This is a genomic window from Streptomyces sp. NBC_00637, assembly GCF_045161545.1.
Taxonomy (GTDB): Bacteria; Actinomycetota; Actinomycetes; order Streptomycetales; family Streptomycetaceae; genus Streptomyces.
The window spans coordinates 5,467,889-5,493,061 of record NZ_CP109046.1; the positions used below are offsets into that span (position 1 = coordinate 5,467,889).

At 72.4% G+C, this 25,173-nt stretch carries 29 protein-coding genes; 15 read left to right on the forward strand and 14 right to left on the reverse strand.

The window, feature by feature from the left end:
• Positions 1-16 precede the first annotated feature (16 nt).
• The 8 genes from OG440_RS24020 to OG440_RS24055 are packed head-to-tail and all read right to left on the reverse strand — an operon-like array spanning position 17 to position 9,369.
• Entirely contained in the window at positions 17-664 is a 648-nt protein-coding gene (locus OG440_RS24020; protein ID WP_406008848.1) for a lipopolysaccharide biosynthesis protein, read from the reverse strand.
• Entirely contained in the window at positions 661-1,824 is a 1,164-nt protein-coding gene (locus OG440_RS24025) for a glycosyltransferase (protein WP_406008849.1), read from the reverse strand. The genes OG440_RS24020 and OG440_RS24025 overlap by 4 nt, the downstream gene beginning before the upstream one ends.
• A complete protein-coding gene (locus OG440_RS24030; protein ID WP_406008850.1) occupies positions 1,821-2,561 on the reverse strand; it encodes a polysaccharide deacetylase family protein in 741 nt (246 codons plus the stop codon). Before OG440_RS24030 ends, OG440_RS24025 begins: the two co-directional genes overlap by 4 nt.
• Positions 2,548-4,305, reverse strand: coding sequence for a murein biosynthesis integral membrane protein MurJ (murJ, locus tag OG440_RS24035; protein ID WP_406008851.1), 1,758 nt, complete (start codon positions 4,303-4,305; stop codon positions 2,548-2,550). Before murJ ends, OG440_RS24030 begins: the two co-directional genes overlap by 14 nt.
• Positions 4,302-5,612 carry an O-antigen ligase family protein gene (locus OG440_RS24040; RefSeq protein WP_406008852.1) on the reverse strand — a complete coding sequence of 437 codons (1,311 nt, stop codon included), beginning with the start codon at positions 5,610-5,612 and terminating at the stop codon, positions 4,302-4,304. The genes murJ and OG440_RS24040 overlap by 4 nt, the downstream gene beginning before the upstream one ends.
• 7 nt (positions 5,613-5,619) lie before the next feature.
• Positions 5,620-7,035, reverse strand: a complete 1,416-nt coding sequence (locus OG440_RS24045) for an exopolysaccharide biosynthesis polyprenyl glycosylphosphotransferase (RefSeq protein ID WP_406008853.1) — start codon at positions 7,033-7,035, stop codon at positions 5,620-5,622.
• Positions 7,032-8,207, reverse strand: coding sequence for a glycosyltransferase (locus OG440_RS24050; protein WP_406008854.1), 1,176 nt, complete (start codon positions 8,205-8,207; stop codon positions 7,032-7,034). The genes OG440_RS24045 and OG440_RS24050 overlap by 4 nt, the downstream gene beginning before the upstream one ends.
• Positions 8,208-8,256: 49 nt before the next feature.
• Positions 8,257-9,369 (reverse strand): DUF3344 domain-containing protein, encoded by a 1,113-nt coding sequence (locus tag OG440_RS24055; protein ID WP_406008855.1) that lies wholly within the window; start codon positions 9,367-9,369, stop codon positions 8,257-8,259.
• A 238-nt stretch (positions 9,370-9,607) separates the two neighbouring features.
• Between OG440_RS24055 and chpG the strand changes: the two genes are divergently transcribed.
• From chpG to OG440_RS24095, 8 genes are all read left to right on the forward strand, one after another.
• Positions 9,608-9,847: a chaplin ChpG gene (gene chpG / locus OG440_RS24060; RefSeq protein ID WP_328481780.1), complete on the forward strand. Its 240-nt coding sequence runs from the start codon at positions 9,608-9,610 to the stop codon at positions 9,845-9,847.
• Between the two features lie 280 nt (positions 9,848-10,127).
• Entirely contained in the window at positions 10,128-11,021 is an 894-nt protein-coding gene (locus OG440_RS24065) for a hypothetical protein (protein ID WP_406008856.1), read from the forward strand.
• Between the two features lie 186 nt (positions 11,022-11,207).
• Positions 11,208-11,495 carry a hypothetical protein gene (locus OG440_RS24070; protein ID WP_406008857.1) on the forward strand — a complete coding sequence of 96 codons (288 nt, stop codon included), beginning with the start codon at positions 11,208-11,210 and terminating at the stop codon, positions 11,493-11,495.
• 168 nt (positions 11,496-11,663) lie between these two features.
• The gene (locus OG440_RS24075; protein ID WP_406008858.1) at positions 11,664-12,164 is read left to right on the forward strand and encodes a DUF5949 family protein; all 501 of its coding nucleotides are present in this window, start codon (positions 11,664-11,666) and stop codon (positions 12,162-12,164) included.
• Positions 12,164-12,760 (forward strand): vitamin K epoxide reductase family protein, encoded by a 597-nt coding sequence (locus OG440_RS24080; RefSeq protein WP_406008859.1) that lies wholly within the window; start codon positions 12,164-12,166, stop codon positions 12,758-12,760. Before OG440_RS24075 ends, OG440_RS24080 begins: the two co-directional genes overlap by 1 nt.
• A 155-nt stretch (positions 12,761-12,915) precedes the next feature.
• On the forward strand, positions 12,916-13,437 hold the full coding sequence (locus OG440_RS24085) for a hypothetical protein (protein ID WP_406008860.1): 522 nt from the start codon (positions 12,916-12,918) through the stop codon (positions 13,435-13,437).
• A gap of 327 nt (positions 13,438-13,764) precedes the next feature.
• A complete protein-coding gene (locus OG440_RS24090; RefSeq protein WP_406008861.1) occupies positions 13,765-14,283 on the forward strand; it encodes a tyrosinase family oxidase copper chaperone in 519 nt (172 codons plus the stop codon).
• A complete protein-coding gene (locus OG440_RS24095) occupies positions 14,267-15,133 on the forward strand; it encodes a tyrosinase family protein (RefSeq protein WP_406008862.1) in 867 nt (288 codons plus the stop codon). The genes OG440_RS24090 and OG440_RS24095 overlap by 17 nt, the downstream gene beginning before the upstream one ends.
• A 105-nt stretch (positions 15,134-15,238) precedes the next feature.
• Here the strand turns inward: OG440_RS24095 and OG440_RS24100 are convergent, their stop codons facing one another.
• The 4 genes from OG440_RS24100 to OG440_RS24115 all read right to left on the reverse strand — a co-directional run bounded on the left by OG440_RS24100 (position 15,239) and on the right by OG440_RS24115 (position 19,003).
• The gene (locus tag OG440_RS24100) at positions 15,239-15,553 is read right to left on the reverse strand and encodes a chaplin (RefSeq protein WP_406008863.1); all 315 of its coding nucleotides are present in this window, start codon (positions 15,551-15,553) and stop codon (positions 15,239-15,241) included.
• Between the two features lie 140 nt (positions 15,554-15,693).
• A complete protein-coding gene (locus tag OG440_RS24105) occupies positions 15,694-15,972 on the reverse strand; it encodes an acyl carrier protein (RefSeq protein WP_406008864.1) in 279 nt (92 codons plus the stop codon).
• Positions 15,969-17,171 (reverse strand): HAD-IIIC family phosphatase, encoded by a 1,203-nt coding sequence (locus OG440_RS24110; RefSeq protein ID WP_406008865.1) that lies wholly within the window; start codon positions 17,169-17,171, stop codon positions 15,969-15,971. The genes OG440_RS24105 and OG440_RS24110 overlap by 4 nt, the downstream gene beginning before the upstream one ends.
• Positions 17,168-19,003, reverse strand: coding sequence for a GNAT family N-acetyltransferase (locus OG440_RS24115; RefSeq protein WP_406008866.1), 1,836 nt, complete (start codon positions 19,001-19,003; stop codon positions 17,168-17,170). Before OG440_RS24115 ends, OG440_RS24110 begins: the two co-directional genes overlap by 4 nt.
• A gap of 286 nt (positions 19,004-19,289) precedes the next feature.
• On the opposite strand from OG440_RS24115, the gene OG440_RS24120 reads away from it, so the two are divergent.
• The gene (locus OG440_RS24120; protein WP_406008867.1) at positions 19,290-19,457 is read left to right on the forward strand and encodes a hypothetical protein; all 168 of its coding nucleotides are present in this window, start codon (positions 19,290-19,292) and stop codon (positions 19,455-19,457) included.
• A gap of 246 nt (positions 19,458-19,703) precedes the next feature.
• Positions 19,704-20,084 (forward strand): S-adenosylmethionine decarboxylase family protein, encoded by a 381-nt coding sequence (locus OG440_RS24125; protein WP_256918927.1) that lies wholly within the window; start codon positions 19,704-19,706, stop codon positions 20,082-20,084.
• 10 nt (positions 20,085-20,094) lie between these two features.
• Here OG440_RS24125 and OG440_RS24130 read toward each other — a convergent pair whose 3' ends face one another.
• The gene (locus OG440_RS24130) at positions 20,095-20,811 is read right to left on the reverse strand and encodes an alpha/beta fold hydrolase (RefSeq protein WP_406008868.1); all 717 of its coding nucleotides are present in this window, start codon (positions 20,809-20,811) and stop codon (positions 20,095-20,097) included.
• 78 nt (positions 20,812-20,889) lie between these two features.
• Here OG440_RS24130 and OG440_RS24135 point away from each other — a divergent pair, with 78 nt between their 5' ends.
• From OG440_RS24135 to OG440_RS24145, 3 genes are all read left to right on the forward strand, one after another.
• Complete coding sequence (locus OG440_RS24135) at positions 20,890-21,810, forward strand: 4'-phosphopantetheinyl transferase family protein (RefSeq protein ID WP_406008869.1); 921 nt, start codon at positions 20,890-20,892, stop codon at positions 21,808-21,810.
• A 108-nt stretch (positions 21,811-21,918) separates the two neighbouring features.
• Positions 21,919-22,359, forward strand: coding sequence for a hypothetical protein (locus OG440_RS24140; RefSeq protein WP_406008870.1), 441 nt, complete (start codon positions 21,919-21,921; stop codon positions 22,357-22,359).
• Positions 22,360-22,701: 342 nt separating this feature from the next.
• Positions 22,702-23,202: a hypothetical protein gene (locus tag OG440_RS24145; protein WP_406008871.1), complete on the forward strand. Its 501-nt coding sequence runs from the start codon at positions 22,702-22,704 to the stop codon at positions 23,200-23,202.
• A 152-nt stretch (positions 23,203-23,354) separates the two neighbouring features.
• On the opposite strand, the gene OG440_RS24150 is transcribed toward OG440_RS24145, so the two are convergent.
• Complete coding sequence (locus OG440_RS24150; RefSeq protein WP_406008872.1) at positions 23,355-23,774, reverse strand: hypothetical protein; 420 nt, start codon at positions 23,772-23,774, stop codon at positions 23,355-23,357.
• Positions 23,775-24,093: 319 nt separating this feature from the next.
• Here OG440_RS24150 and OG440_RS24155 point away from each other — a divergent pair, with 319 nt between their 5' ends.
• Positions 24,094-24,435, forward strand: a complete 342-nt coding sequence (locus tag OG440_RS24155; protein WP_406008873.1) for a hypothetical protein — start codon at positions 24,094-24,096, stop codon at positions 24,433-24,435.
• 272 nt (positions 24,436-24,707) lie between these two features.
• Positions 24,708-25,160 carry a hypothetical protein gene (locus OG440_RS24160; RefSeq protein WP_406008874.1) on the forward strand — a complete coding sequence of 151 codons (453 nt, stop codon included), beginning with the start codon at positions 24,708-24,710 and terminating at the stop codon, positions 25,158-25,160.
• The last annotated feature ends 13 nt before the right edge of the window (positions 25,161-25,173 follow it).

The window sequence follows — 25,173 nt, forward strand, 5'->3', positions numbered from 1 at the left end:
GTCGTGAACGTCGGCTTCACAGCGCTCCGTGGGCGTCGGCGGCGAGGGCCGGGCCGGGGACGGCGGCGGGGCGCGCGGCCTCGTCCTCCCGTCCTCGCTTCGGACGCACCAGCAGCAGCAGCCCGCCGAGCAGGCCGCCGGCGCTCGCCCCCACCAGGCCCGTCACCGTCGGCGACACCGAGGAGGGGCCGGTCGGCCGGACCGCGCGGGCGAACTGCTGGAGCTCCACGTTGGTGGCGGCCTTGGAGCTCTTGGCGTGCTGGGTCAGCGAGCGGGAGACCGCGTTGGCCATGTCGGCGGCCAGGTCGGCCCGGGGCGAGGTCGCCGTGATCGACACCATCGGGGCGTCCGGCGAGGTCGCCGTCCGCACGCTCTGCTGGAGCGTCTTCACCGGCACGCCGGCCCACACCTGCGCGTCCCCGAGCACCGCCAGCTGCGTGGCGACCCGGCCGTAGGCCTGCGCGAAGCCGAGCGCGGACGCCGGGTCGGACTTCTCGGTGGGCACGGCGACCACATACGCGGTGGCCGTGTACGTGGGCGGCTCGAGGACGCCGTACGCGCCACCGAGCAGTCCGCCGGCGACGGCGCCGACCGCGAGCAGGGACCAGGGCGGGAGCGCCTTGGCGCGGCGCAGGGCGGCGGGGCGGCGGGGGTTCTCGGTCATGGGGAACTGACTCCCTGGGGTGTCGGGTTGGCGGGGGAGAGCAGGGGTGGTCCGGCAACGGTGGCCGCGTACACGTCCATGAGCTGGGCGGCGCTGCGGGTGATGTCGTAGTGGTGGGCGGCCTCGGCGGCGGTGCGCGGTCCGGGGGTCCGCGCCCGCGCCTCGGCCAGCGCGCGGACGAACGCCTCCGTGCCGCCGGTCACCCGGCGGGCGTCCGTGGCCCCGGCGGGCAGCCGCTCGATCGCGGGGCAGGAGGCGTAGAGCACGGGCAGGCCGCAGGCCAGCGCCTCGACGACGGCCAGCCCGAAGGTCTCCTCCGGGGAGGGGGAGGCGAACAGGTCCATGGCCGAGGTGAGGGAGGGCAGATCGGGGCCGGGGGTGCCGTCGGGGACACAGGGGCGCTCCCCGGTGAACAGGACACGGTCGGCGACCCCCGCCTCGTGGGCGGTGCGGCGCAGCACGTTCTCCTCCGGACCACCACCGACCAGCAGCAGCCAGTGGTCGGCCGGAAGCCGGGCGAGGGCGTGGATGAGGACGTCGAAGCGTTTGCCCGCGGTGAGCCGTCCGACGCCGCCGACGACATAGGCGTCCTCGGGCAGGCCGAGACGGCGGCGGGTGTGCCGGCGGGCGTCCGGGTCGAAGCGGAAGCGGGCCAGGTCGATGCCGTTGGGGACGACCTCGATGCGGGGGGCGGGCACCCCCCAGCCGCGCAGGCGGTCGGCGACCGTGGGGGAGACGGCGACGGTGGTGCGGCCCAGCCGCTCGCTGGCGAGGTAGAGCGCGCGGACCCCGGAGGTCAGCTTCCGCCCCTCCATCTGCGAGTCGCCCAGGGAGTGCTCGGTGGCGACGACCGCGCGGACCCCGGCGAGCCGCGCGGCCAGCCGGCCGTAGACGCAGGCCCGGTAGAGGTGGGTGTGGACGAGGTCGTAGCCGCCCGAGCGGATGATCCGGACCAGGCGCGGCAGCGCGGTCAGGTCGCGGTTGCCGGCCATGCCGAGGTGGACGACCCGGACCCCGTCCTCGGCCAGCCCGTCGGCCACCGTCCCCGGGTTCGTCAGCGTCACCACCTCGCACTCGACCGGCAGGTGCCGCAGCAGCAACCGCAGTTGCTGCTCGGCACCGCCGACGCCGAGCCCCGTGATGATGTGCAGCGCTTTCACCGCAGCCCCTCGACGGGCCGACGGCGCAGCCGGTGCAGGCGGTACTTCAGGTGCATCCGGACGAAGTTGTCGTCCTGGCCGATGTGCACGCGGGGAAGGGCGTGGAGCCCGTTCAGCGACCCGGGGTCGATCGCGCAGGCGTAGGTGTAACCGGCCTCGCGTACGGCGTCCATGGCGCGCTGGTCGATCGTCCCGTACGGGTAGCAGAAGCCGTCGACCTCGGTGCCCAGCAACGCGGTGAGGGCGGCCCGGCTCTCGACCGTCTCCTTCTTCAGGGTGAGGTCGTCGGCCTGGGTCAGGTCGACGTGCGTGAGGCCGTGCGAGCCGATCTCGACGCCCTCGTAGGCCGCGCGGCAGATGCCGTCGGCGGTCAGCAGCGGCTTGCGCGGGCCCAGCGGGTCCCAGGCGTTGTCGCCGCCGAGCCGGCCGGGCAGCACGAACAGGGTGGCCGTGCAGCGGTGGCGGCGCAGCACGGGCAGCGCCTCGGTGAGGAAGTCGGCGTAGCCGTCGTCGAAGGTGAGACCGACGAGGTTGCGGCCCTCGCCCCGGGCGCGGGCGGCGAGCAGCTTCGCCATGGAGACGCCGCGCAGCCCGCGCCGGCGCAGCCACATCAGCTGCTTCTCCAGCCGCTCGGGGGTGACGGTGATGCGGTACGGATCCTCGGAGCAGTCCCCCACGGAGTGGTACATGGCCACCCACGGGACGGGAGTGCGTCTGCTGTGGTCAGGAGCGGACATGGGAGAACCTTCGGGTCGCGGAACGTACGGAACGGAGCGCCGAGGCGATGCCCTGGGATCCCAGGGCACGGCCCAGCAGCAGGAAGACGACGGTCACGGTGAGCCCCCCGGCGGCCAGGCCGGACAGGGGATCGGTGAACCGCCCGGCGGCGAAGGCCCCCGCCAGAGTGGCCACCAGGGCCGCCCGCACCGGCCGGCCCAGTTCGCGCAGTACGCGCCGGACATCGACCGGAACGCTGCGCGGACCCATTCCGGCCAGCAGGACGAGGGCGGTGACGGTGATGCCGATCGCGTTGGCGGCGGCGATCCCGTACACACCCCAGGAACCGACGCTCAGCGCGCCGATCCAGGAGGTCACGACGATCCCGGAGGCCATCGCGCCGACCGGGTACCAGGAGCCGCGCCCCGCCGAGAAGTACGAGCGGACCAGCACGCCCACCAGGGTCTGGCCGAGCAGCCCGAGCGCGTACACCCGCATCACGCCCGCCGTCGCCGCCGTGTCCTTCGCGGTGAACGCGCCCCGCTGGAAGAGCACTTCGATGATCTGCGGCGCGCAGGCCAGCACGGCGGCCGCGCCCAGCAGCACGACACACGCCGCCAGTGCCAGATCCCGTTCGACCCGGGTGCGGGCCCGCTCGGTGTCCCCCTCGGCCAGCGCCCGCGCCACCACCGGGAAGGTGACCGTGCACACCATCACCGACAGGATCATCGGCATCTGCGCGACCTTCTGCGCGTAGTTCAGATGCGAGATCGCCCCGGCGGGCAGCTGCGAGGCGAGGAAGCGCTCGATGAGGACCTGGGACTGCCGGCACAGCGCGAACAGGAGCACGGTCGCGAGGAGCAGGGTGTCGAGGGGACGGGGCTCCTCCTGCACGGCGGCCTCCTCGGCCACCCCCCGCCGCCTCAGCTGGCCGAGCAGGGAGGGCAGTTGCACGAGGACCATCAGCAGCCCGCCGACCGCGACCCCGGCCGCCGCCGAGCGCACCCCCCAGCGCCCTCCGAGCACCAGCATCCCGGTGACGATGCCGACGTTGTAGGCGACGTAGATCGCCGCCGGAGCTCCGTACCGCCGGTGGGCGCGCAGGGCGGCGCTGCAGTACCCGGCGAGCCCGAAGCTCACCACGCAGGTGGCGGTGAGCCGGGTGCAGTCGACGGCGAGCGCGGGGTCGGGCAGGCCCGGGGCGAGGACCTCGACCAACTGGGGTGCCAGTCCGGCGAACAGGGCGCCCACCGCGACGAAGGCCAGCGACAGGCGGGGCAGTGTGCCGGCGACCAGGGCGCGGACCGGGTCGCCGGGGGCGCCCTGGGCACGGCGGGCGAGCGCCATGCTGAACGCCGGGATCAGGGCGAACGCCAGTCCGTCCTCGATGAGCAGCGTGGCCGCGAACTCGGGCACGGTCCACGCCACGAGGAAGGCGTCGGTGTCGCTGCCCGCGCCGAACAGCCGGGCCAGCGCCTGGTCCCGGACCAGCCCGAGCAGGGCCCCGGCGACGGAGAGGACGGCGGTGACGAGCGTGGCCTTGGCGAGGAACCGACGGGAGACCGGGGGAAGACCGCCGTGCTCCGTGCCGCCGCCCTCCTCGCCGCCGCCCTCCGTGCCGTGGGCCTCGCTCTCGTGGACCTCGTTCGCGGCGGTCGTTCCGGCGGCGCCGTCGGCCGTCTCCCCGGACCGGGCGGCGGACCGCGCCGGCGGCACGGAGGCCGGACCATCCGTGCGAGGCGTCCGGGGAGGGGTGACCGTCATCGGGTGAGCGCCTCCTCGCGGCCACCGGCGCCGACCAGCGCCCACCAGGCCACGGCGCCGAAGACGACGGCGGTCAGCACGGTCGACGGACCGCCGATGTCGGCGTACGTGAAGTCCACGAGCTGCCAGATCAGCAGGCCGCAGGCGACGAGCGCACAGTCGAGACCGGGGCCGGAGCGGCGGACCCGGAACCATCCGCGCAGCCCGCACATCAGCATCGCCAGCCAGCAGCCCCCGAGGGCGAGCAGCCCGATCAGACCCTGCTCGCCGAGGATCAGCAGGTACATGTTGTGCGGGGAGAGCAGCGGCTGCTTGACGAACCCGGAGCCCGCGCCGTCGGTGTCGCTGCCGGAGGACAGCGCGAGCGAGGCGTGGCCGTCGCGGTGTTCGGGGAAGCCCTTCAGCCCGACGCCGGTCAGCGGCTCGTCGCGCCACATCCCGACCGCGGCCGCCCACATCGTGTACCGGTCGGTGACGGACTGGTCGGGAGCGTCCCTGACCTGCGTGATGCTGTTGACACGCTCCTGGAGCATCGCCGAGCCGACCCCGAAGCCGCCCACCAGGACGACGCCGGCCGCGGCCGCCACCGCACCCACCTTGAGCGCCCGCCGAGGCCCGGCGAGCGCCAGCTGGACCGCGCAGGTCAGCACGGTCGCGATCCACGCGCCCCGGCTGAAGGAGAGCGCGAGCGGCACCAGCAGGGCGAGCGCCGAGCACGCGGCGATCACCCGCTGCCGTACCGGGGTCCGGCCGAGCGCCAACCCGACGGCGCAGATCATGCCGAACGCCACCACGGTCGCCATGCCCATCACGTCCTGCGGCCCGAAGGTGCCGACCGCCCGGATGTTCTCGCCCTGGTAGGAGGCGCCCGACCCGGTGACGAACTGGTGGACGCCGACCGCCCCCTGCCACCCCGCGAGCCCGACGAACGACCAGGCCAGCACCCGGAAGTCGGCCCGGTCGCGGACGAGCAGGACGACGGCCGCCGGGACCAGCACGAAGATCTGGAGATAGCGGCCCAGGCCGGAGAGTCCCGCCCCCGGCGAGGACGCGCCCATCGCGGCGAGGGCGAGCCCGACCACCGGCAGCCCGAGGACCAGGGCGGCCGTACGGGACAGCGGGCGCCGCCGCTGCCGCAGCAGCCGGACCGCGCAGAACAGCACGACCAGCGCGGACAGCGCGTCGGCCGGTCCTGCGCCGCCCTCGCCGCCGGGGCCGATCGGCAGGCCGAGCAGGGCGACCACGGCGACCACGGGCAGGACCGGTGACAGTGTCCGGGCGCGGGGCAGGGGCAGGGCGAGGGTCATCGGCGGTTCAGCTCCCGGTCGGTCGCACGAGGGCGGCCGCGGTGCGCAGCAGGATGCAGACGTCCTGCCACAGCGACCAGTTGTCGATGTAGGCGTTGTCGAAGCGGGCCCGGTCCTCGATCGAGGTGTCGCCGCGCAGTCCCTGCACCTGGGCGAGGCCGGTGATGCCGGTCTGCATCCGGTGGCGGGCCGCGTAACCGGGATAGGTCTGGCTGAACTGGCCTACGAAGTACGGGCGTTCGGGACGCGGCCCGACCAGGCTCATGTCACCGCACAGCACGTTCCACAGCTGGAGCAGCTCGTCCAGCGAGGTCTGGCGCAGGACGCGGCAGAAGCGGCTCATCTCCCGCTCGCCGGCCACGCTCCACCGGGTCGCGGCCTCGTGCTCGTCGACCGGGCGGTGGGTGCGGAACTTCAGCAGCGTGAAGGGCCGGCCGTCCTTGCCGATGCGCTCCTGCCGGAAGACGACCCCCGGCCCGTCGGTCAGCCGCAGCACCGCAGCGCACACCAGCAGCAGCGGGCTCAGCAGCAGGAGCAGGGCCCCGGAGACCGCGATGTCCAGCAGCCGCTTGCCGAGGCTGCCCCGGTGCCGGGTGCCCAGGTCGAGACGACGGCAGGAGAACCCGGCGAGCTGTTCCCGGCTCGCGTACGACGGGGTGTCCGCGTCGACCTCCCACACCGTGCACCCCGACTCGGCGAGTGCCCGCAGCAACGGGCCCTGCACGGTGCGCACGGCGGGGTGGACGCACAGGACGTCCCGGACGCCGTTCTGGATGAGAGCCCGCTGCACCTCCTGACCCGTGGTGAGCACGGGCAGTCCGTCGGCACCGTCCGGCCGCTCGGCCACGATGCCCACCGGCTGGACCCCGGACCTGGGGTGCCGCAGCACGGCGGCGGCCACCCGCTGGGCGGTCGCGGCGGGGCCGATGACGAGCGCGGCGTGCGGCCGGCGCAGCAGCGCCCGGCGGTGCCGCAGGTGCACCAGCGCGCGGCCCGCGCAACAGGCCGCCGCCTGCGCCGCGAACCCGAGGAGCAGGGTGCGGGTCGACAGCGCGTGGGCCGGGTTCCACGCCGCGACGCAGGTGCCCAGCGCCAACCAGGCCACCGCGATCCGGCCGCAGACGGTGGGCAGTTCGTCCAGCACGCCCACCACCGGACGCGGTCGCTGCGGGCGCAGCAATATGGTCGCCGCCACCAGCAGGGCCACCAGCAGCGGCCGGCGCTGCGCCCCGGTCAGTGCCAGCGCACCCACGAGGGTGGCGAGGCCGTCGGTGAACAGCAGCGGCAGCGGCGACGCGGGCCGCGCCGGGGGCCGCCGGGTGGGGAACCGGAATCCCGCTCCGCTCTCCCGTCGCGGAATGACCGAGACGGGAGAGTACCCGGGCTGCGCGCCGGGAGAGGGGACGGTGCTTTCCGCAGTCACGAGTGGATGGACTCCCTGCGCTCGGTGGGCGCGACGCGCGCCCCTTGGGTGGGCGTGAGCAGGTCGCGGTACACGCCCGCGACCGCCTCGGCCGTGCGCCGCACGTCGTGCGTGGTCAGGACGTGACGGCGTCCCTGGTGGCCGAGCGACTCGCGCAGCAGCGGGTCGAGCAGCAGTGCGGAGACGGCACCGGCCAGCGCCGCCGGGTTCTCGGCGGGCACGAGACAGCGGGGCGCGAGCGCGGCCGGCAGGCTCTCCCGGGCGCCGTCCACGTCGGTCACCACCACGGGCCGCCCGCAGGCCAGCGCCTCCAGCGGGGCCAGCGCCATGCCCTCCCAGCGCGAGGGCAGCACGACCAGGTCGGCGGCCTGGTACCAGGGCACGGCATCGGCGACGGCACCGGCGAACAGCACCGACTCCGGCGCCAGGGAGCGGAGCCGCTCGCCGTCCGGGCCATCGCCGACCAGGACCAGCCGGGCGCCGGGCACCTTCCGCGTGATGTCCGTCCACGCCGTCAGCAGGACGTCCTGCGCCTTCTGCCGGCACAGCCGACCCACGCACACCACGAGCGGCGCGGCCGGATCGAGCCCGGGCAGGAGGGCGGCCCGTACGGTGTCGACGGAGGCGGGGTGGAAGCGTTCCGGGTCGATGCCGTTGGGGACGACGCTGACCGGCCCGCCGATGCGGGCGCGCAGCCCGGTGGCGCGCTCCGCCTCGCTCACACACACCAGCCGGTCCGTCCAACGGGCGCCGAAGCGCTCCCACAGGAGCGCCAGGGCGGCGGTGGTCCCGCCGACCGCCTCGAAGGACCAGGCGTGCGGCTGGAACACGGTGGGGATCCGCCCGCGCACCGCGAGCCGTCCGGCGAGACCCGCCTTCGCGCTGTGCGCGTGCACCAGGTCGGGGCGTACGTCGTCGAGCAGGCGTCCGAGCCGTCGTACCTCACCGGGCAGCGAGGGCCCCGGTGACCGGCTCGCCACCCAGAGCCGCACCTCGGCGCCCAGGGACCGCAGGTCCCCGGCGAGCCGGCCGGCCGGACAGGCCACGGTGACGTGCAGGCCGGCCGCGAGCTGGGCCCGCGTCAGATCCGTCACGACCCGGGCGACCCCGCCGTCCACGGGCTGGGTGAGATGCAGGACCCGGAGTCTGGCGTCGGGTTCTGGCTGGTGCATGGCGCGGTTTCCTCGCTCACGGTGGCGCTCGGGACGGGCGGGAACGCGCCTACTGCTTCTTCCGTGTGTCGACGGCGACGAAGAGCGCCCCGGCCCACGCCGCGTCCCGGTGGGAAACGAGCCGGACGGCCAGCTGGTCACCGCCGCGCCGCAAACCACCGCTCAGATCGAACACATCGGAGTCGTAGCCGAGGGTGTTGACGTACGCCGGTACACGCGCCGCCGGAGCCTCCCCCGGTTCGCTGATCGTGGAGTTCAACACATCGTCGGACGGGTTGACCGGGTCCGTGAGCGCGACGGCCGGTCGGCCACCGGTCGAGAACATGAGCGAATCACCCGTTCGGCCGCGGTCGCCGTCGTACGCGACGAGCCCGGCCCGGCCGCCCGCCCCCGGTGGAACGGCGAGCCCGCCCAGCCGGATCTCCTTGCCCGCGGGCGAGTCGAGGGTGTCGAAGCCGTCCCAGAGGGACAGGTCGCGCAACGGCTCCGCCGGGTTCTCGTACGCCACGACCAGCGTCCAGCCGCCCCACGCCCCGGCCGCGGAACGGCCCATGGCCACGTTGATCTGCGCGACCGTGTACAGCCCCTGACCGCTCGCGCGCACCAGCTTCGTGACGTCCGCGGAGGCCTGGAAGGCGTCGGCGCCCTGGGCCACCCGGTGGCCGACAATCGTGTCCGCGAGCACCGCCTTGTACTCCCCGCCGGGCTCGGCGATCAGCACCCGCCCGTTGTCCTTCGGAGGCTTCTGCTCGCCCACGCGCAGGTTGCCGCCCCAGTACAGCCGCGCGTACGACACCCGCGCGCCCTGCGGGAGCCGGACCTCGGCGCGGGAGGAGTTGTAGGTGTTCGGGTCGCGGTCCACGTCGACGTAGAACATGTCGAAGGCGTTGTTGACGGCCGCCCCGCCCCGGCGCACCGCAGGGCAGGCGGGCGACGCGCTGCCCGTGGGCGTGGTGGTGGCGCGGCAGCTGATGGACGCGTTGGCCGCGCGGACGATTCCTCCGTGCTGCGTCGCGTGGTAGCGCTGCGTGAAGCCGAGTTGCCGTGCCTCCGCGGCGGGCGGCGCGTCGGCCGCCCGGGCGCCGCCGGGTGCCCAGAGAGCGGTGAGGGTGAGAACGCCGATGGTCGCGCGGCGTAGCAGCGGACCCAGGGAATTGCGCATGACCGGCGGTGCCCTTTCGTGCGATTTGCTTGCTATAGGCGTGCGTCGGATGGGGCGCAACTCTAACTGCTGTCCGGATTAATCCGTAGAAACGGGACAAGTGTGTCGGAATGGTGAAGTCGGGCTTCGGTGACATCACTCATTTGGCGGCACAACCCCTGCGGGTCCCGCGCGTTGACTTCAGCGCCGGGCATCCCCGCCCGGGTGTTTGTGTCCAAACCTCAAGGAGCACCTCTCCATGTCGCGTATCGCGAAGGGCCTTGCCCTTACCTCCGTTGCCGCCGCGGCCGTCGTCGGCGCCTCCGGCCTCGCCGCCGCCGACAGTGGCGCGAACGGCGTCGCCGAGCACTCCCCGGGCGTGCTGTCCGGCAATGTCGTCCAGGTTCCGGTGCACATCCCGGTCAACGTCTGCGGCAACACGATCAACGTGATCGGCCTGCTGAACCCGGCGTTCGGCAACACCTGCATCAACGACTGACGTCTCCTCACCCTTCGAGGTCACGACACGTCATTCGTCGAACGGCCGCCCTCCTGCCAGGAGGGCGGCCGTTCGCGTTGCCGTGTGTGCCGCCGGAGGCGCTGCCCCGAATGGGGGGACGAGCGCCCGACACGCTCGACGGACCTTGACAGGCCTCTCACCAGGGGTGATGCGAGCACGCAGAGCGAACGGCGATCACGCACCGCAGTCGATCTGTTGCGGAGAGCGACGGGGCTTTGCACGGTGGGGACAAGGCCCGACGCAATCGAAAGGATTTCCCATGCGTGGTCTGCCCGTACGGCGTATCGCTTCCACCGCACTTTGCGCCACCCTCGTCCTCGGCATCGCCGCCCCCGCCGCCATGGCGGCCGACGGTGCCGCTGCCCGTGAGCGCAAGGCCGCGGCGCCGCATGCGCCCGTAGCCGGCACCGACGCGCTGCTCGCCCAGGCCAAGGGCCTCGGCGAGCTCGGCACTGTCCTCACCCCGGTAGCCAACCTCCTCAACACCGTCCTCAAGGCCGAAGACGGTCAACTCACCGCCGACCAGGCGACCGAGCTCGGCGACGCCGTCAAGGCCGCCGTCGCCAAGATCACGGCAGCGACCCCGGCGACCCCGGCCACTCCGGCGACTCCGGCCGACCCGGAGGCGGAGACGCCGGCCAAGCCGGCCGACCCGGAGGCGGAGACGCCGGCCAAGCCGGCCGACCCCGCTGCCGCGGTCCCGGAGAAGCCGGCCGTGCCGGCCGACCCGGCCGTCGTGCTGCCGGAGAAGCCCGCGGTCCCCGCCGACCCGGCCGTCGTGTTGCCGGCGAAGCCCGCGGTGCCGGCCGACCCGGCTGCCGTGGTCCCGGCCAAGCCCGCCGACCCGGCCGCCGCGCTGCCCGCCAAGCCCGTGCTCAGCAAGGGCGGTGACGACGCCAAGGCGAAGGCCGCCGCCGACCCGGTGTCCGACGCCGTCGCCGCGCTGGACAAGGCGGTCGCCGCTCTCCTCGCGGCCGCCACGTCCCTCGACGTCAGCCAGGTCGTCCCGGCGGTCACCGGCGTGGTGTCCGGCCTGCTCGACCTGCTCGGCGCGACGCTGGCCGGGGCCGGTCTGACCCTGCCCGCCCTGCCCGCCGAGGCCCCGGCGGCGGCTCCGGCACTCCCCGCCGTGCCCGCCCTGCCCACCGCCTGACGGTCGGTCGCTCCCCGATTTCCGCACCCCGGCACTCCGCCGGGGTGCGGAAATTTTTGCGCACACGGTTTCCGCACTCGGCGGGGCTCGTTAGGCACGACGTCAGAATTTCGCTGGTGACTCGATTCGCCGACGCGCCCAGAAGCGCGGTCGCCGGGCCGCCGAGTCGCCGAAGAAAGGAATCCGATGAAGTCCCTGAAGGCTGCCGCTGTCGTTGCCGGATCCATCGTCCTCGCCGGTGCCGCCGCGCCCGCGTTCGCGACCCCCGCCGACCTCACGCCCACCAGCCTCAACGGTGCCGTGGACACCCTCGCCAGGGGGCCCATCAACCTGGAGGACGCGATGCCGGTCCAGCACCAGTCGGACGCGCTCGACACCGAGAACAAGGACTCCGTACTCAGCACCGTCAAGGGCGCGACGGGTGCCCTCAACAACCACAACGCTCTCCTCGGCGGGCTGCCGCTGCAAGGCTGAGACGTCTTTCCCGAAGGGCCGGTCCCGTCACCGACGGGACCGGCCCTCGGTGCTGTTCGAGCCGGGTCGAGCGGCGCGTCCCTCGTTCGTGTGGAGCAACGGACCGGCGTCCCCCGGTCGGGTGAGAACACGCCCGAACGCCCCCAGATCCGCCGATAGGGTCGCGCGGTGACCTCAACCCCAAGCGCAACCCGCCCTTTCCGTGTGGCCGACCTGGGCACCCTCGTCGTGATGCCGTGGAGCGGTGAGGCCCCCGACGGCAGCGACATGCCCTACCTCCTCGCCTACTCCCTCGGTGACACCGAGGAAGGCCCCGAGGGCACCGCCCTCGCCGTCGCGCGTCTGCTCACCGACAACGGCATGCCGATCGGCGGCGACGTCGTCGACGGCACCGAGCGGCCCAGCCTGCCGTTCACCCTGCTCGTAGAGTCGGGCGCGGCCGTCCTCAACATGCCGAGCCTGAACGCCCAGTGCGTGCCGCCGCGGGAGTGGCTCGCGGCCGTCGAGCAGCGCGGCTACGCCTACCTCGTCCTCACCACCCGCGCCTGGCCGGAGGCCACGCCCGGCCGGGCCGTCACGCCCGAGGAGCTGGCCGCGTTCGCGGGCGCCCCCGAGACCCTGACGGCCGCGGGACACATCGTCCTGCCGGCCCGCAAGCTGCGCGGCTGATGCGGCGGCCGCACCCGGCGCCCGCGGGGAGCGGCCGCGCGTACGCCCTGCTGCTCGTCCTCACGGGTGCGGCCGGGCTGCTGGCCGCCTGGGTCATCACCCTCGACAAGTTCAAGCTGCTGGAGGATCCCGGCTTCACCCCCGGGTGCAGCCTGAACCCGGTCGTCTCCTGCGGCAGCGTCATGACGAGCGACCAGGCCTCGGTGTTCGGGTTCCCCAATCCGATGCTGGGCCTGGTCGCCTACGGGATCGTCGTGTGCGTCGGGGTGAGCCTGCTGGCGGGGGCCGCCTTCCCCCGCTGGTACTGGCTGACCTTCACCGGCGGCTGTCTCTTCGGCGTCGGGTTCGTGTCCTGGTTGCAGTTCGAGTCCCTGTACCGGATCAACGCGCTGTGTCTGTGGTGCTGTCTGGCATGGATCGCCACGATCCTCATGTTCTGGTACGCCGTCTCGTTCGACGTACGCCACGCGTTTCTGCCGGCCCCGGCCGGAGTGCGCACCTTCCTCACCGAGTTCACCTGGGTGCTGCCGCTGCTGCACATCGGGGTGATCGGCATGCTGATCCTGACCCGGTGGTGGGACTTCTGGACGAGCTGACCATCCGTCCGCCGTACCGATGTGGCCATCGTGCTGTATGACTTCAGCACGATTGCGTTATTCGGGGGAATTGTGAACTGATGCCGATTTCCGGCTCGTTACCCGGTACGGACGCAACGCCCCCCTGCACTCCTCCGAAAGGTCCCGTACCCCAGATGAAGTCGACCACCCGAGGAACCCTCGCCGCAGTCATCACGTGTGTGGCGGCCGCCGCCGGTGCCGCCGCCGCAGTGACCCCCGCCGCCGCGATCGGCACGGTGCCCGTTCCCGTACCGCTCGACGGCGTCGAGAAGTCCCTCAACGTGGAACTGCCCACGATCGGCGGCGAGATCCCCCTGCCGACGCCGGGCGCGCCCGAGGGCCCGCGTTTCGTCGAGGGCCGGCTCATCCCGGAGCGGGTCGTTCCGCAGCTGCCCGTCGCCGCGGGCCTGCCCGGCCTGGGGCTGCGCGCGCCCCTGCCGGAGATCCTGGGGAGCGACTTCAACCACCTCGGCCTCGACGCCCCCGCCTCCGACCTGCGCACGCTGAGCCCGGGCCTGACCCTGGACGCCCCGCTGACCGCGCCCAACCCCGACCGCTTCGGCCTGCCGGACCTCCAGATGCCCCAGGCCGGAGTACTCACCCCGGTCCTCCAGGCGGTGCCCGCCGCGGACCTCGGCGTGGGCGAGGGGCTCTAGGACACGCCCTAGCCCTGCCGGCGGACGAACCGCCACGCACCACGGGCCCGGACGCCGTCGTCCGGGCCCGTCGCCGTGTCCGGATCCGCGGCCCCCGGAGAACGATCGGGCGCCGGGCGGTGACCAGGAGGCCCGCCGGGCGGTTACCCCCGTGGAAACCGCTACGGAAAACCGCTACGGAAAACCGCTACGGAAACGGCGACTGAACCGCGCGACGGAGACCCGCGACAGAACCCGTGACCGAGCACCGCAACAGAGACCCGCCAGGGACAGCCGGACCGGATCGGATCAGCGAACCGGTCCGGTGCGCCGGACGAGGAGCACACCATGGTCGTCAGCGTCGACGGAACATCCGTGACCACAGTGCAGGTGATCACGGGCAGACCCGGCGCGGCGCGCGGCGCGCGGCGCCGGGACCTGCTGCGCGGGCTGCTCGGCGCCGCCGCGGCCCTCGCGATCGTCCCCGTCGTCACCGCCTCGCGGCCCTCGCGCCCGGCGGACGGCGGTCCCACGGACTCCTTCGACGAGACCTACCGGGGCCGGCACATCCACGGCGTCCTGGCCGCGACGGGACACGCGGGCTCGCCGGGACTCGCGGCCGCGACAGGACACGCGGCCGCGGCGGACGTCCGGTGGGACATCACGGTCGACGGCCGCCCCCTGCACCTCATGCGCCGCGCCGACGGCACCTGGCTGAGCATGGTCGACCACTACAGCTCGTACGCCACTCCCCTGGAGGCGGTCCGTGCCGCCGTGGACGGACTCGGCCCGGGGGAGCGACTGCGCGAGACGAATCCGGCACACCATCACCCGCACATGGGGGGACACCATGGCCTACACCCGTAAGGACGTCAGCACACTCACCAGCGCCGAACGACGGCGCTTCGTGAAGGCGCTGCTGGAGATCAAACGAAGAGGCGAATACGACGAGTTCGTCCGGACGCACATCGACTACTACGTGTCCGACGGCGACGGAGGCCTGCGGACGGCCCACATGGCTCCCTCCTTCCTGCCCTGGCACCGCAAATTCCTGCTGGACCTGGAGCAGGCCCTGCGCCGGGTCGACTCCTCGGTGACGGTGCCCTACTGGGACTGGACGCGCGACCGCAGCGCGACCGCCGCGCCCTGGACCAAGGATCTCCTCGGCGGCAACGGACGGCGCTCGGACCACCAGGTCATGACCGGGCCGTTCGCCTACGCCACCGGCGACTGGACCATCAGGGAGAACGTGACCGACGGGGAGTTCCTCACCCGGGATCTGGGCCGCGCCGCCGCCCCGATCGGCCTGCCCACCCGCGGCGACCTGGACCGGGCGCTCCAGGACCCCGTCTACGACACCGCGCCCTGGGACTCGACGGTCACCCGGGGCTTCCGCAACAAGCTGGAGGGGTGGGGCTCCGGCTCGGGCAGCGCCGCCTGGCGCAACCACAACCGGGTGCACCGGTGGGTCGGCGGGGTCATGCTCGGCGGCGCGTCGGTCAACGACCCTGTCTTCTGGCTGCACCACGCCTTCGTCGACCTGCTGTGGACCCGCTGGCAGGGCAGACATCGCGAACACCGCTACCTGCCCGCCGAACCGCCGGGTCCCACCAGCAGCCAGTACCGCCGGGTCGTCGCCCGGCGGGAGAAGCTGCCCCCGTGGGACGTGACCCCGGACCAGCTGGAGGACGCGTCCCGCATCTACCGCTACGCGTGAGCGGGTCCTGGACGGGGGAGAGCCCCGGCGCTCGAGGTGCCGGGGCTCTCCTGGTGGTACGTACGCCAGGTACGACCGGGGTGTTACGGGGTGTACGGACGAGACTCAGCCGCCGTAGCCGCCGCCGTGCTTGTCGTCGTGGTGCTTGTCACCGTGCTTGTCGCCACCCTTGTCGTGGTCGCTGACGTTGGCGCAGGTGTTGCCGAAGGCCGGGTTCAGCAGGCCGATGACGCTGATGCTGTTGCCGCAGACGTTGACCGGGATGTTGATCGGAACCTGGACGACGTTGCCCGACAGGACACCAGGCGAACCCACGGCCGCGGCCTGCGCACCCGCGTCCGCCATGGCCAGGCCGGCTCCGCTGACCACCACGGCGCTGGTGCCGAGGGCAACAGCGGCCACCTTCGCGAGACGAGACATCACGTTCTCCTTAGGGAATCGGTTCGTGCGGTGGCAGGGGGCGCCGCCGCACTTCCCGTTCAACGCCGACACCGTGAGCGAGTCACGGTGCGTTCGGACGGATCACCCTTTTTGAACAGGACGGCCCTACAGCCGGGTGGCTAGTGCGACTGGAGGTGGGCCGCGACGAAGTCCGTCAGGGTGGCGATGGACTGGAGGCTGTCCAGGCTCAGGTCCAGTGCGGCCACGTCGACGCCGTACCGCTTGTCGACCGTGCCCAGGAGGGTCACGCCGGCCAGCGAGGTGAGTCCGATCTCCGGGCCGAACAGGTCGGTGTCGGCGGGGAGTTCGGCGACCCTTGCCTCGTCCAGCCGGGCCGCCTCGGCGATCAGCGAACGGAGTTCCCGTTCCACCGCGGCCCGCTCTCGGGTGTCCGTCACGCTTCGGTGTCCTCTCGGTCGGATACGTGCAGCCACGCGGGCGACCCGGGCAGATCGCCCTGGAGCGTCCTGCCCAGGACCGCCGAATCCGCGGCCGTGGCAGCCCCGGTGGCGGTGGCGGTGTCATCCATACGGCGCAGGCCCGCCTGGCGGAGCAGGATGCGCATCTCCAGGTTGGCGTCGGTCGGGCGCAGGGTCACCCGGAACTCCTCGGCGCCGGCCTCGCGGGCCCGCTCCATCAGCCGGAACAGGAAGGCCGCCGCCGCGCCCCGGCCGGCGACCCGGCAGGAGAGCGCGAGCAGCGGGACGGACCAGACGGCGGGAGTGGGGGAAGCGGCGGGGCCGGCGGAAGTGGCGGAGGCATTGCGGTCGGTGCGGTGCGTGTGCTCGACGAGGGCGGCGCCGATGATGCCGTACTCGCCGAAACGGTCCGTCATGCGGGCGGTGAACAGCTCGTGTCCCTCCGAGGAGGCCAGCTCGCGCAGGCGGTCCGGGGTGAGCCCGGAGGAGTTCAGCCGGTGGGTGCGGGCGGCGAGCTCCAGCGCGCGCGGGATCTCGTCGGCCGTGGCCGCCCCGACGGTGAGGCGCATGTCGCACCGGCGCAGGAACTCCTCGCGTGAGCCCTCGAAGCGTTCGCCCTCGGCCCTGCGGGTCTCCTCCGTGCGGTAGCGGCGCACGCGTTCGCGGGACTCGGCGGTGACCTCCCGGCCCTCGAACGCGGCCAGCAGCGCGGGCACGTCCTCGGGCGCGAGGGTGCGTACGTCCGGCAGGAGGGCCTCGACCTCGGCGCGCTCGTACGGGGAGTCGTCCACCAGGACCAGCGCGTCCACCGCGATGCCGAGGTCCTTCGCGATCCGGCGCAGCGACTCGCTCTTGTCCTGCCAGGACACCTGCGGGGCCAGGAAACGCGCCCGCACCTCCGGCACGGCGTCCAGCCGGTCGAGCACCGAAGGCGCGCTGCGGCTCGCGATGCTGCTGAGCACCCCGCGCGCCGCCAGGGCGTCGATCGCGGCGAGCGCCGCGGGGCGGGGCGTGGGCAGGTCGTCGGTGGCCGACTCGACGGCGATCTCGTCCCACAGTGTGCCGTCGAGGTCCCACACGACGCACTTGACGCCGTCGGGATCGAACCCGTCCGTGCCGTTCGTGCTCTTCGAGCCGTCCGTGTCGTCCGTGCCGTCTGTGCTGTGCGTGTCGCTCATCGGGTGGCGTCCCCCTCCGGGAGGAACAGCTTCATCGACAGGCTGGTGGGGTCGAAGCCGAACTTGCGGTACACCGTGCGCATCGGGACATTGCCCACGTGCACCCGGCCGACGACCTCGGTGATGCCGTTGGCCAGGCAGAACTCCAGACCGGCGGTGAGCAGCAGTTCGGCGACGTCGCTGCGGTTGTCCACCGGGGACACCGCCAGGGAGCGGAAGTTGGCGTAGCGGTCGCCGGTCATCGCGTTCTGGTTGATGCTCACCCAGCACCAGCCGACGGGCTCCTCGCCCGGACCGTCGGCGACGATCATGCCCTCCTTCGACTTCTCCATGGCACGGCCGAGGCGGGACGCCCACCGCGCGGGATCGTCGATGGCGTCCTCGCCGAAGGAGACACGCGCGATCTCGGCCTCGAACCGTCCGATGGCGGGCAGATCGCGCTCGTCGGCCCGGCGGGTGACGTACGGCCGCGCCCGCTCGGCGAGGGCGGCACGTTCCTCGTCGGCCGGCGGGCGCCAGCCGACGGTGCGTCCGACGGGAGCGGCCGGGACCGGCGCCGGTGCGGGAGCGGCGGGGCTCCGGACCGTGGCCGGGCTCTCGGCGGTCTGCGGGGACGGGGCGACTCGCCGGGGCGGGACTTCCTGCCGGGACGGGACAGGGGGCTGCTCGGCCGGGGGCGCCGGAGTCTCCGCCGGGACCAGGCGGCCGGGGCGGAAGGGGCCCTTGCCGCAGTGGGGGCAGCCCTCCTCGCGCAGGGCGGCGACCGCGGTCCAGCGGGCGCCGGGCCCGACGCGGAGCCGGGCGTCGCACGCCACGCACGTGTACTCGCGCTGCCGGGTCCGCTTGTCGCCGGTGTAGAGGGGACCGCTGAACTCGCCCTCGTGGGAGGGGGCCGTCGAGGTGGTCGTGAGCAGGTGCTGGAAGAAACCGACACCGCCCAGGATGCCGCTGCCCTCGTACTCGTTGAAGTTGCGGACGAAACCGTTCGTGACCAGGCCGAGCCCCATGATCTCCCGCTGCACCTCCAGCATCTCGTCCGGGCTCTTGCCGCCGAAGGAGAAGAAGACGCTGTGCGCGGGGCCCGGCCGCAGCCCCTCCACGGCACGGGACAGGAAGAGACGGGCGCCTTCGGGCGTGTACGGCGGGTCCGTCATGGCCACGTCGTGCTGCTCGTGGAGCTCGGCGGGCAGCGGCAGACGCAGGTCGTGCCGGACGGTCTCGACGCGGGTGCCGAGGCCGGCCGACACCTTCTGGATGTAGTCGAGGATCTCCGGGGAGATGTCCACGACGGTCACCCGCTCGACGATCGGGCCGCCGAGCACCTCGCCCACCACGGCGACGGCGAGGGACACCAGGTCGTCGTCGCCGATCAGCAGCAGGGAGCCGCCCGGCAGCGCGCCCGCCGTGAGCAGCGCGAGCACCCGGCGCACCTTGGTCTCGGCCGTGCAGTGCGACTGGTCGATGGCCATGTCGGCGGCCGGACCCGACTCCATGAGGGCACGCAACCGTCGTACGGCTTCGTCCAGAACATCGGGGATCACGAGCTCACGCCCGTCACAGGTGGTGCAGGTGGCGTCGAGGGACAGGTCCATGCCGAGCTGGGCGACGAGGTCCAGACCGGCCTCGGTCAGCCGGGACGGCCGCTGTGTGGTGACGAATCCCCGTCGGCGCAGCTCGTTCCCCAGTGCGGCCACGATCGGGACGGGCAGGCCGGTCGCGCGGCTCAGGTCCTTCGTGGAGGCGGGCGCCAGACGGCGCAACGCGCGCAGGACCGACCGCACCCCGGGCGGGCCCTCCTGGAGCCGTACGGCTTCGGCGACTTCCGTGAGCACGGAATCCGCACTGCTGCTCCGAGGGTTCCGACGCGCGTTCGTCACAATGCTGCTCCAGGCAAGCTGATTGGTGGATTCCGGGACTATCGAGTATACGGGCTGGTACGCAGACCCCCGGACCCGCTCGGAGGGTGGGGAAAAGCGGGGAAACGACGCGGAATTCGAGCGGGCGACGAGGGCTTTGGTCATGGCGATACACGGTCGCACGCGATGCCCCGCTTGGAATTCCGCCATTCCGCCACTGTTCTCCACGCCGTTTTGCCTACTGCTTTCCTTACGACTTTCCTTGCTGCTCTGCCTGCCGTCCTGCCTGCGGCCCTACCTGCTGTCCTGTCAGCCGCTCCGGCCGCTGTTCCGTCGGCTGTTCCGTCAGCTGTCCGGCCCGTTGTTCGGTCTGGTGTTTGTGCAGCCGCTCGGCCTGCTGCTCGGCCAGCTGTTTTCAGTGTCCGCGTGAGGTTCCCGAGGAGGTTCCGGAAAGGATTCCCAGAATGGGTGCGGTGGATTTTCGGGTGAATGCGTCGGGCCCCCGCTACTCCCCTTGGGGCAGTGCACGCGCGAGCCCCGGAGCGCCCCGGATGCTACGCTGGGTTCCATCGAGCGCCGCTTACCGGCCTCGCAACCTTCCCCTTTGGCCGCGCGGACCAGCGCAGATCTATGTGAAAGGAGACGGGGGCAGCGTTTTCGTCACCCCCGGTTCCCCATGACCAACTCCGCCAACCTCGCCACCGAGGGTATAAACGTCGACGATCTGTGCTCTTATGCCGTCGATGTATGGGTGAGCGACCACAGCATCCTGACCGACGAGGAGCGCCTCCTCAAGGTGCTGCGCACGGCCGCCGAAAAGGGAAACGCCACGGTACTCGGCGAGGCGTCGCACGTTTTCCCGAACGGCGCCGTGACCGCGATCCTCCTGCTTTCCGCGTCGCACCTGAGCATTCACACCTGGCCCGAATTCAGCCTGGCCAATGTCGACCTGCTCGCCTACGGCCGACTGAACGGCGAGCGGATGATGCAGAGCGTGGAGCTCGGCCTTTCGCCGACGCGGATCAACGTGACGCGCATGCTCCGCGCGGTTCACTGACCCGGTCGACTCACAACCACCCCGACAACGACTCGACGAAAGCGTCGAAACGGTCCCGGTGGATGGCGTGCGGTGCGTCGGGCACCGTACGCACCTCGAATCCGCGCCGCACCAGTTCCGCCCGCATCTCCGCGCTGACGAGCATGCTCGGATCGGAGGTCTGGACGAGGGACGGCACGAGAGCCTTCTCCGGCGTGTGGTCGACGTGCCGGTGGGAGGAGAGCGCGAGCGCCGTCTTCTCGTCCCAGAGGTCGAGGGCCTGTCGTTCGTCCGCGGCCCGCTTCTCGAGTCGCTCGTCCGGTTCCCCGTCGTGCTGTGGGCGGGTGAGGGCGGCGAGAGCGCGGGAAGAGCGCTTGAAGAGCGTGAAAAGGGCCGGGTCCAGGGATCCGTGGGCCCCGGCGAGTTGCCAGGCCGGTTCCGAGTAGACGGCGCGGGCCGGTTGCAGATCCGCCACCGCGAGGGCCAGGGCCAGTGCGCCCAGCGAATGGCCCAGTGCCACTTCCGGGGCGGGCGGCAGCGTCTCTAGGAGATCCTCGGCGAAGAGCCGGGGCGCGTACTCCCCGCGAGCGCTCGCGCCGTGCCCGCGCAGATCCACGGCGAGCACCCGGTAGCCCCTTCCGGTCAGGACCGGAACCAGCTCGTGCCACGTGCGGTGGTCGGACATGATGCCGTGGACGAGGACGGCGACGCGCGCGCCCGTTCCCCACTCCTGTGTGTGCAGTCGCATGCGGCTGCTTCCTCGTAGTGGTGTGCTGTGAGCAGGAGTGTAGGGCGCGGGCTGATCATCGAACCAGGACAAGGCGCTGTGACAGGACACCCGGTGCAGGTGTGGTGGGCCCGTCTGGGGGACGCCCGGCCGGGTCTCCGAGCGCTCCTCGACCCCGTGGAACGCGGCCGGTACGAGTCGACCGTCGACCCCGCGGGCAGGGGCCGGTTCCTCGTCGGCTGTGCCCTCGGCCGCCTCGTCCTCGGCGACCTGCTCGGGCTGCCCCCGGAGGACGTCCCCCTGCGCCGCGTGTGTCCACGCTGCGGCGGCCCGCATGGCAAGGTCCACCTGGCCCTACCGCCGGAACACCCTCCAGGTACCCGACCGGGCACGCGACCGGACACCCGACAGGGCCCCCATCCGAGTCCCCTCCCGGTCTACGACTTCTCCGTCACCCACAGCGGAGCGCTCGTCGGTGTCGCCGTCTGCCGGGACGGGGAAGTGGGTCTCGACGTCGAGGAGTGCCTCGATGACGGTGACGGCCAGGTCGACGATGACGGTGGCTTCGACGTCGACTCCGCTGCCCGTGTCGCTCTGTCCGACGCGGAACTCGCCGCGCTGTACGCCCGCCCGGCAACCGAACGGCGGCGCGCCTTCCTCCGCACCTGGACGCGCAAGGAGGCCGTACTCAAGGCGCTCGGCGTGGGCCTGGGGGCACCGCTGCGCGAACTGGAGGTGTCCGAGCCCGAGCGCCCACCCGCCGTCCTCGCCTGGCCCGACCGACTCGCCGGCCGATCCCACATGAGCATGGCGGACCTGCTCGTGGACGGCGTGCATCCCGCGGCGGTGGCGGTCGCGGTGCCGGTCGCCGGGGCCACAGCGGGGGAGCGGCGGGCCGCGGGGAGGGGCGAGGTGAGGGGCGAGGCGAGGGGCGAGGTGAGGGGCGAGGTGAGGGGCGACGGGGCGCTACGGGTCGCCGTGCACGACGGCTCAGAGATGCTGACGGCGTACGACCCATGAGCGCACGTCACTTCACTCCCGGTCCCTCGGCTTCTCGCACCAGGGCTCGTGAGGGCGCCGAGGCGCCCTGGTGGGCGGGGTGGCGGCCGGGCAGGCTAGTTTGCTCGGGTGAGTCTCCTTGATGATGTGGCTGAGCGCGACGGCTGGCTGTGCTGGGTGTGCGACGAACCGGTCGACCCCGACAAGTCGGTGAACGACCCGCAGGGGCCGAGCGTTGACAGCCGGACCGCCGACCGGAAGGCCAAGGTCGCCGAGCGGCTCGCGCACCGCGGGTGCAACAGCCGCAAGGGCGCGGTCAAGGTGGTCATCGCCTGGCCGGACCGCCTCTACGTGGTCGAACCCGCGCCGCTGATCACCGTTGCCGCGCGGCTGGAACGCAAGGGGGGCCGCGAGATGGTGGGCCGCTGTCCGACCAGGCAGGACGCCCGGGAAGCGGCGGACTGGCTGGTGGACCGGTTCTCCCGACTGGTGCCAGGGCTGCCGGTGACCGCCGACATCGAGCCGGGCGGCGGCCAGTTCCTCGTCATCCTGACCGCCGGCCGCCGCTGACGGGGACCACCGTGGTGGGGTGCCGGTCGACGGCGTGCAGCAGCGCCTGGCAGCGGCCCTGCCCGCGCCGCACGTCCTCCATCCCGCCCGACGTCGGCCGCCCACTCCGGTGGTGCCTGCCCCACCGGGCTGAGGAGTTCCCTGTCCCCGGTGAACTGCGGGCTGCGGGCTGCGGGCCGTGAGCTGCGGGCCGTGAGCTGCGGACTGCGGGTTGGGGAACAGGTTCCGAACGTGTTCCGCAACCTCCGTGCGGCGCCGACGCCGGCGGAGTGACCGGCGGGCCCGAGCGGCAGCGGTCGAATGGGGATGCGCTGTTCTGCCGGGCAGTTGCATACTCCCCACATGGCCTTGTTCTCCGGTCGGTTCCGGGACCCACGCAGCACGGAGTACGACTTCATCAGTTTGATCATCGTGCGGTGCCCCGGCTGCGAGAAGGCCGCCCGTGTCGTCCTCGCGCCCGACGACTCCGATCCCGGGAGCCGGACTCTGTTCCGGCCGCGGCGTCTGGTCTGTCGGGGCTGTGGACTGTCACGACAGTGGAGCGGCCGTAGTGTCTCGCTCCCTCGCGGCACAGCGGAACCGGCGACGGATCCGTACTTCGGCATGCCGTTGTGGCTCCAGACCGAGACCCGGCACGGGTGGTTGTGGGCGTACAACCTCGAACACCTCGACCTGATCCGTCGTTTCGTCCAGGCATCGCTGCGAGAACGAGCACCCTGGTACGACACGGGACAGAAGATGACCTTGGTGGGCCGCCTTCCGGCATGGATCAGGCGAGCGAAGAACCGAGACGAGATCCTGCGTGCCGTCAGCCGCATCCACACCACACTGACCGCCACCTGACCTGCCTACCAGCGCCCGAACGGCACTCGGACCTGCTCTGAGGGTCGAGCCGGGCGAATCGCTGCTCTGACAGTCTCGTCCGTACGAGGATGCCTTGAACGCCCGTGGACGGGCTGGGATGAGGCGGAAACCGAGACGGTGGCACGGGCCGCCTACAAGGACGCCGGGTCGTGGGGCAGGTCACAGACGTCGTCCAGCGTGTGCAGCCTGCGGAGGTCCTGGACCGGTCCGGAGGGGTAGGGATGCATCGCCCACCTGGCGCGATAGCCGGCCTCGCCATGCTCCGTGAGCACGGTGTGGGCCGCGTTCAAAACGGCGTGGGCGAACACGGGACGCGGATAGGTCGCCCGCCAGATCACCGTGCCGTGGGAGTCCGGAAGGTCAGGGCTGACGGCGACATCGGGGAACTGGTAGATAGTCGCGTCGATCGCGTCGTCCGCCGTGCGGAGCACCCAACGATGCTCCTGGGGCTCGGTGTCGAAGAAAAACCGGGCCGAGGGCTGCTGGCCGTACAGTTTGGTCGTTCCCGCCACGAGGTCTGCCAACGCGTCGGTGCAGTAACTGGCGATCACCGATGCCGTCCGAGAGCCATCGGCCAGGTGACATCGTGCCCAACCATGGCCCACGAGTTCCCACTTCAGCTGAAGGGCGCCGGCCGACCCTTGTTCCCGCGACACAGGACCAGGCTAATGGCATCGATCGGTCATGAGCTTGGGAAGCTCGGGCGTTCTTGTCGGAAGTTGCTGTACTGACCTGCGGTCGAGCGGTGTTCAAGACCCCGGCTCGGAACCGTGAGTGGTGCGTTCGATGTCGTGCCATGTCGTGCACACAGTCGACCCGAGATCCACCTCCCGTCTCTCCTGGGCCGCCTCCGCATTGTTCGGAGCTGCCGTGGGCTGCGTCGCCTGGTCGCTGACCGTCTGGGCGCGCGCGTACTGCGACGCGGGTTACGACGCCGGCGGACGCTTCGAACTCAACTTTCTGCTCCCTCTCGTCGTGGGCGTCGAAGCTCTCGTCGGGCTGGTGGCGTGGGCCGTCAGCCGACGCCTGGTGCTCCGCGCGCCGACGGCGGTCCGTGTCTCACTGCCGACACTGCTGGTGGTTGTCGCCACGGTGTCGCTGGCGTGGTGGTTCTTCGCGACCCGAGGGACCCTGGACGGCTATCCCGGCGACTCCGGACTCTGCCCCGCGAGCAACGTCCCCCCGCAGTGGCCTGACTGGATTCCCGTCTGACCGGCCGTATCCGATCACCCCTCGGAAACGCTCGACGACCAGGACGCGAACCCGGAGGACCTACGCCGGTTGACGGGGGAACTGACCGGGACCCTTCGGGACGTGCTCCGGGTCGCAACCAGCCGCGGTCACCTTCTGGGGTGAGCGAACCGCACCGCTTCTGAACAGCGGCCGCAGACTGATCCACGGCCCCGTCGAATTCCCCCGGCGGGGCCCCAACCGTGCCCGGCGTGGCACCATGCCCCCTCCGGCACACCGTTCATGGGGGACACATGCGCACCCGCGCCACCATCGCACTCACCACCGCCCTGCTCGCCACCCTCGCCGCCTGCACCTCGTCCAGCGACGACAAAGCCGACACCCCGAAGAGCAGCCCCACCACGGCCGCCGAGATGCCGACCACCACCGCGGCGGCGCCCGGCGCCGTCGAACTGGAGCGCGTCGCGGACACGTACGTGAACCTCTACTTCGGAGGGGCCGGCGAGGGGGCGTACGCCTTCCTGTCCAAGCGCTGTCGCGCCAAGGCAGACCCGACTACGTACGCGGCCACCGTGGCGCAGGCGGCGAAGGACTACGGCCCCGACCATCCGGCGACGGACGTGCACGCGACGGTCTCAGGGGACATGGGCCGCGTCTCGTACAAGGTGAAGGGGCTGCCGAAGTTCGACCAGCAGGGGCAACCGTGGACGGTTGAGGGCGGCGCCTGGAAGTACGACGCCTGCTGACCCCACGTCACCT

Excerpts from the sequence above, each read along its gene's own strand:
- OG440_RS24020 (WP_406008848.1), bottom strand. The coding sequence starts at position 664 with ATGACCGAGAACCCCCGCCGCCCCGCCGCCCTGCGCCGCGCCAAGGCG.
- OG440_RS24030 (WP_406008850.1), bottom strand. The coding sequence starts at position 2,561 with ATGTCCGCTCCTGACCACAGCAGACGCACTCCCGTCCCGTGGGTGGCC.
- murJ (WP_406008851.1), bottom strand. The coding sequence starts at position 4,305 with ATGACGGTCACCCCTCCCCGGACGCCTCGCACGGATGGTCCGGCCTCC.
- OG440_RS24040 (WP_406008852.1), bottom strand. The coding sequence starts at position 5,612 with ATGACCCTCGCCCTGCCCCTGCCCCGCGCCCGGACACTGTCACCGGTC.
- OG440_RS24050 (WP_406008854.1), bottom strand. The coding sequence starts at position 8,207 with ATGCACCAGCCAGAACCCGACGCCAGACTCCGGGTCCTGCATCTCACC.
- OG440_RS24055 (WP_406008855.1), bottom strand. The coding sequence starts at position 9,369 with ATGCGCAATTCCCTGGGTCCGCTGCTACGCCGCGCGACCATCGGCGTT.
- chpG (WP_328481780.1), top strand. The coding sequence starts at position 9,608 with ATGTCGCGTATCGCGAAGGGCCTTGCCCTTACCTCCGTTGCCGCCGCG.
- OG440_RS24065 (WP_406008856.1), top strand. The coding sequence starts at position 10,128 with ATGCGTGGTCTGCCCGTACGGCGTATCGCTTCCACCGCACTTTGCGCC.
- OG440_RS24070 (WP_406008857.1), top strand. The coding sequence starts at position 11,208 with ATGAAGTCCCTGAAGGCTGCCGCTGTCGTTGCCGGATCCATCGTCCTC.
- OG440_RS24080 (WP_406008859.1), top strand. The coding sequence starts at position 12,164 with ATGCGGCGGCCGCACCCGGCGCCCGCGGGGAGCGGCCGCGCGTACGCC.
- OG440_RS24085 (WP_406008860.1), top strand. The coding sequence starts at position 12,916 with ATGAAGTCGACCACCCGAGGAACCCTCGCCGCAGTCATCACGTGTGTG.
- OG440_RS24090 (WP_406008861.1), top strand. The coding sequence starts at position 13,765 with ATGGTCGTCAGCGTCGACGGAACATCCGTGACCACAGTGCAGGTGATC.
- OG440_RS24095 (WP_406008862.1), top strand. The coding sequence starts at position 14,267 with ATGGCCTACACCCGTAAGGACGTCAGCACACTCACCAGCGCCGAACGA.
- OG440_RS24100 (WP_406008863.1), bottom strand. The coding sequence starts at position 15,553 with ATGTCTCGTCTCGCGAAGGTGGCCGCTGTTGCCCTCGGCACCAGCGCC.
- OG440_RS24110 (WP_406008865.1), bottom strand. The coding sequence starts at position 17,171 with ATGAGCGACACGCACAGCACAGACGGCACGGACGACACGGACGGCTCG.
- OG440_RS24125 (WP_256918927.1), top strand. The coding sequence starts at position 19,704 with ATGACCAACTCCGCCAACCTCGCCACCGAGGGTATAAACGTCGACGAT.
- OG440_RS24130 (WP_406008868.1), bottom strand. The coding sequence starts at position 20,811 with ATGCGACTGCACACACAGGAGTGGGGAACGGGCGCGCGCGTCGCCGTC.
- OG440_RS24145 (WP_406008871.1), top strand. The coding sequence starts at position 22,702 with ATGGCCTTGTTCTCCGGTCGGTTCCGGGACCCACGCAGCACGGAGTAC.
- OG440_RS24160 (WP_406008874.1), top strand. The coding sequence starts at position 24,708 with ATGCGCACCCGCGCCACCATCGCACTCACCACCGCCCTGCTCGCCACC.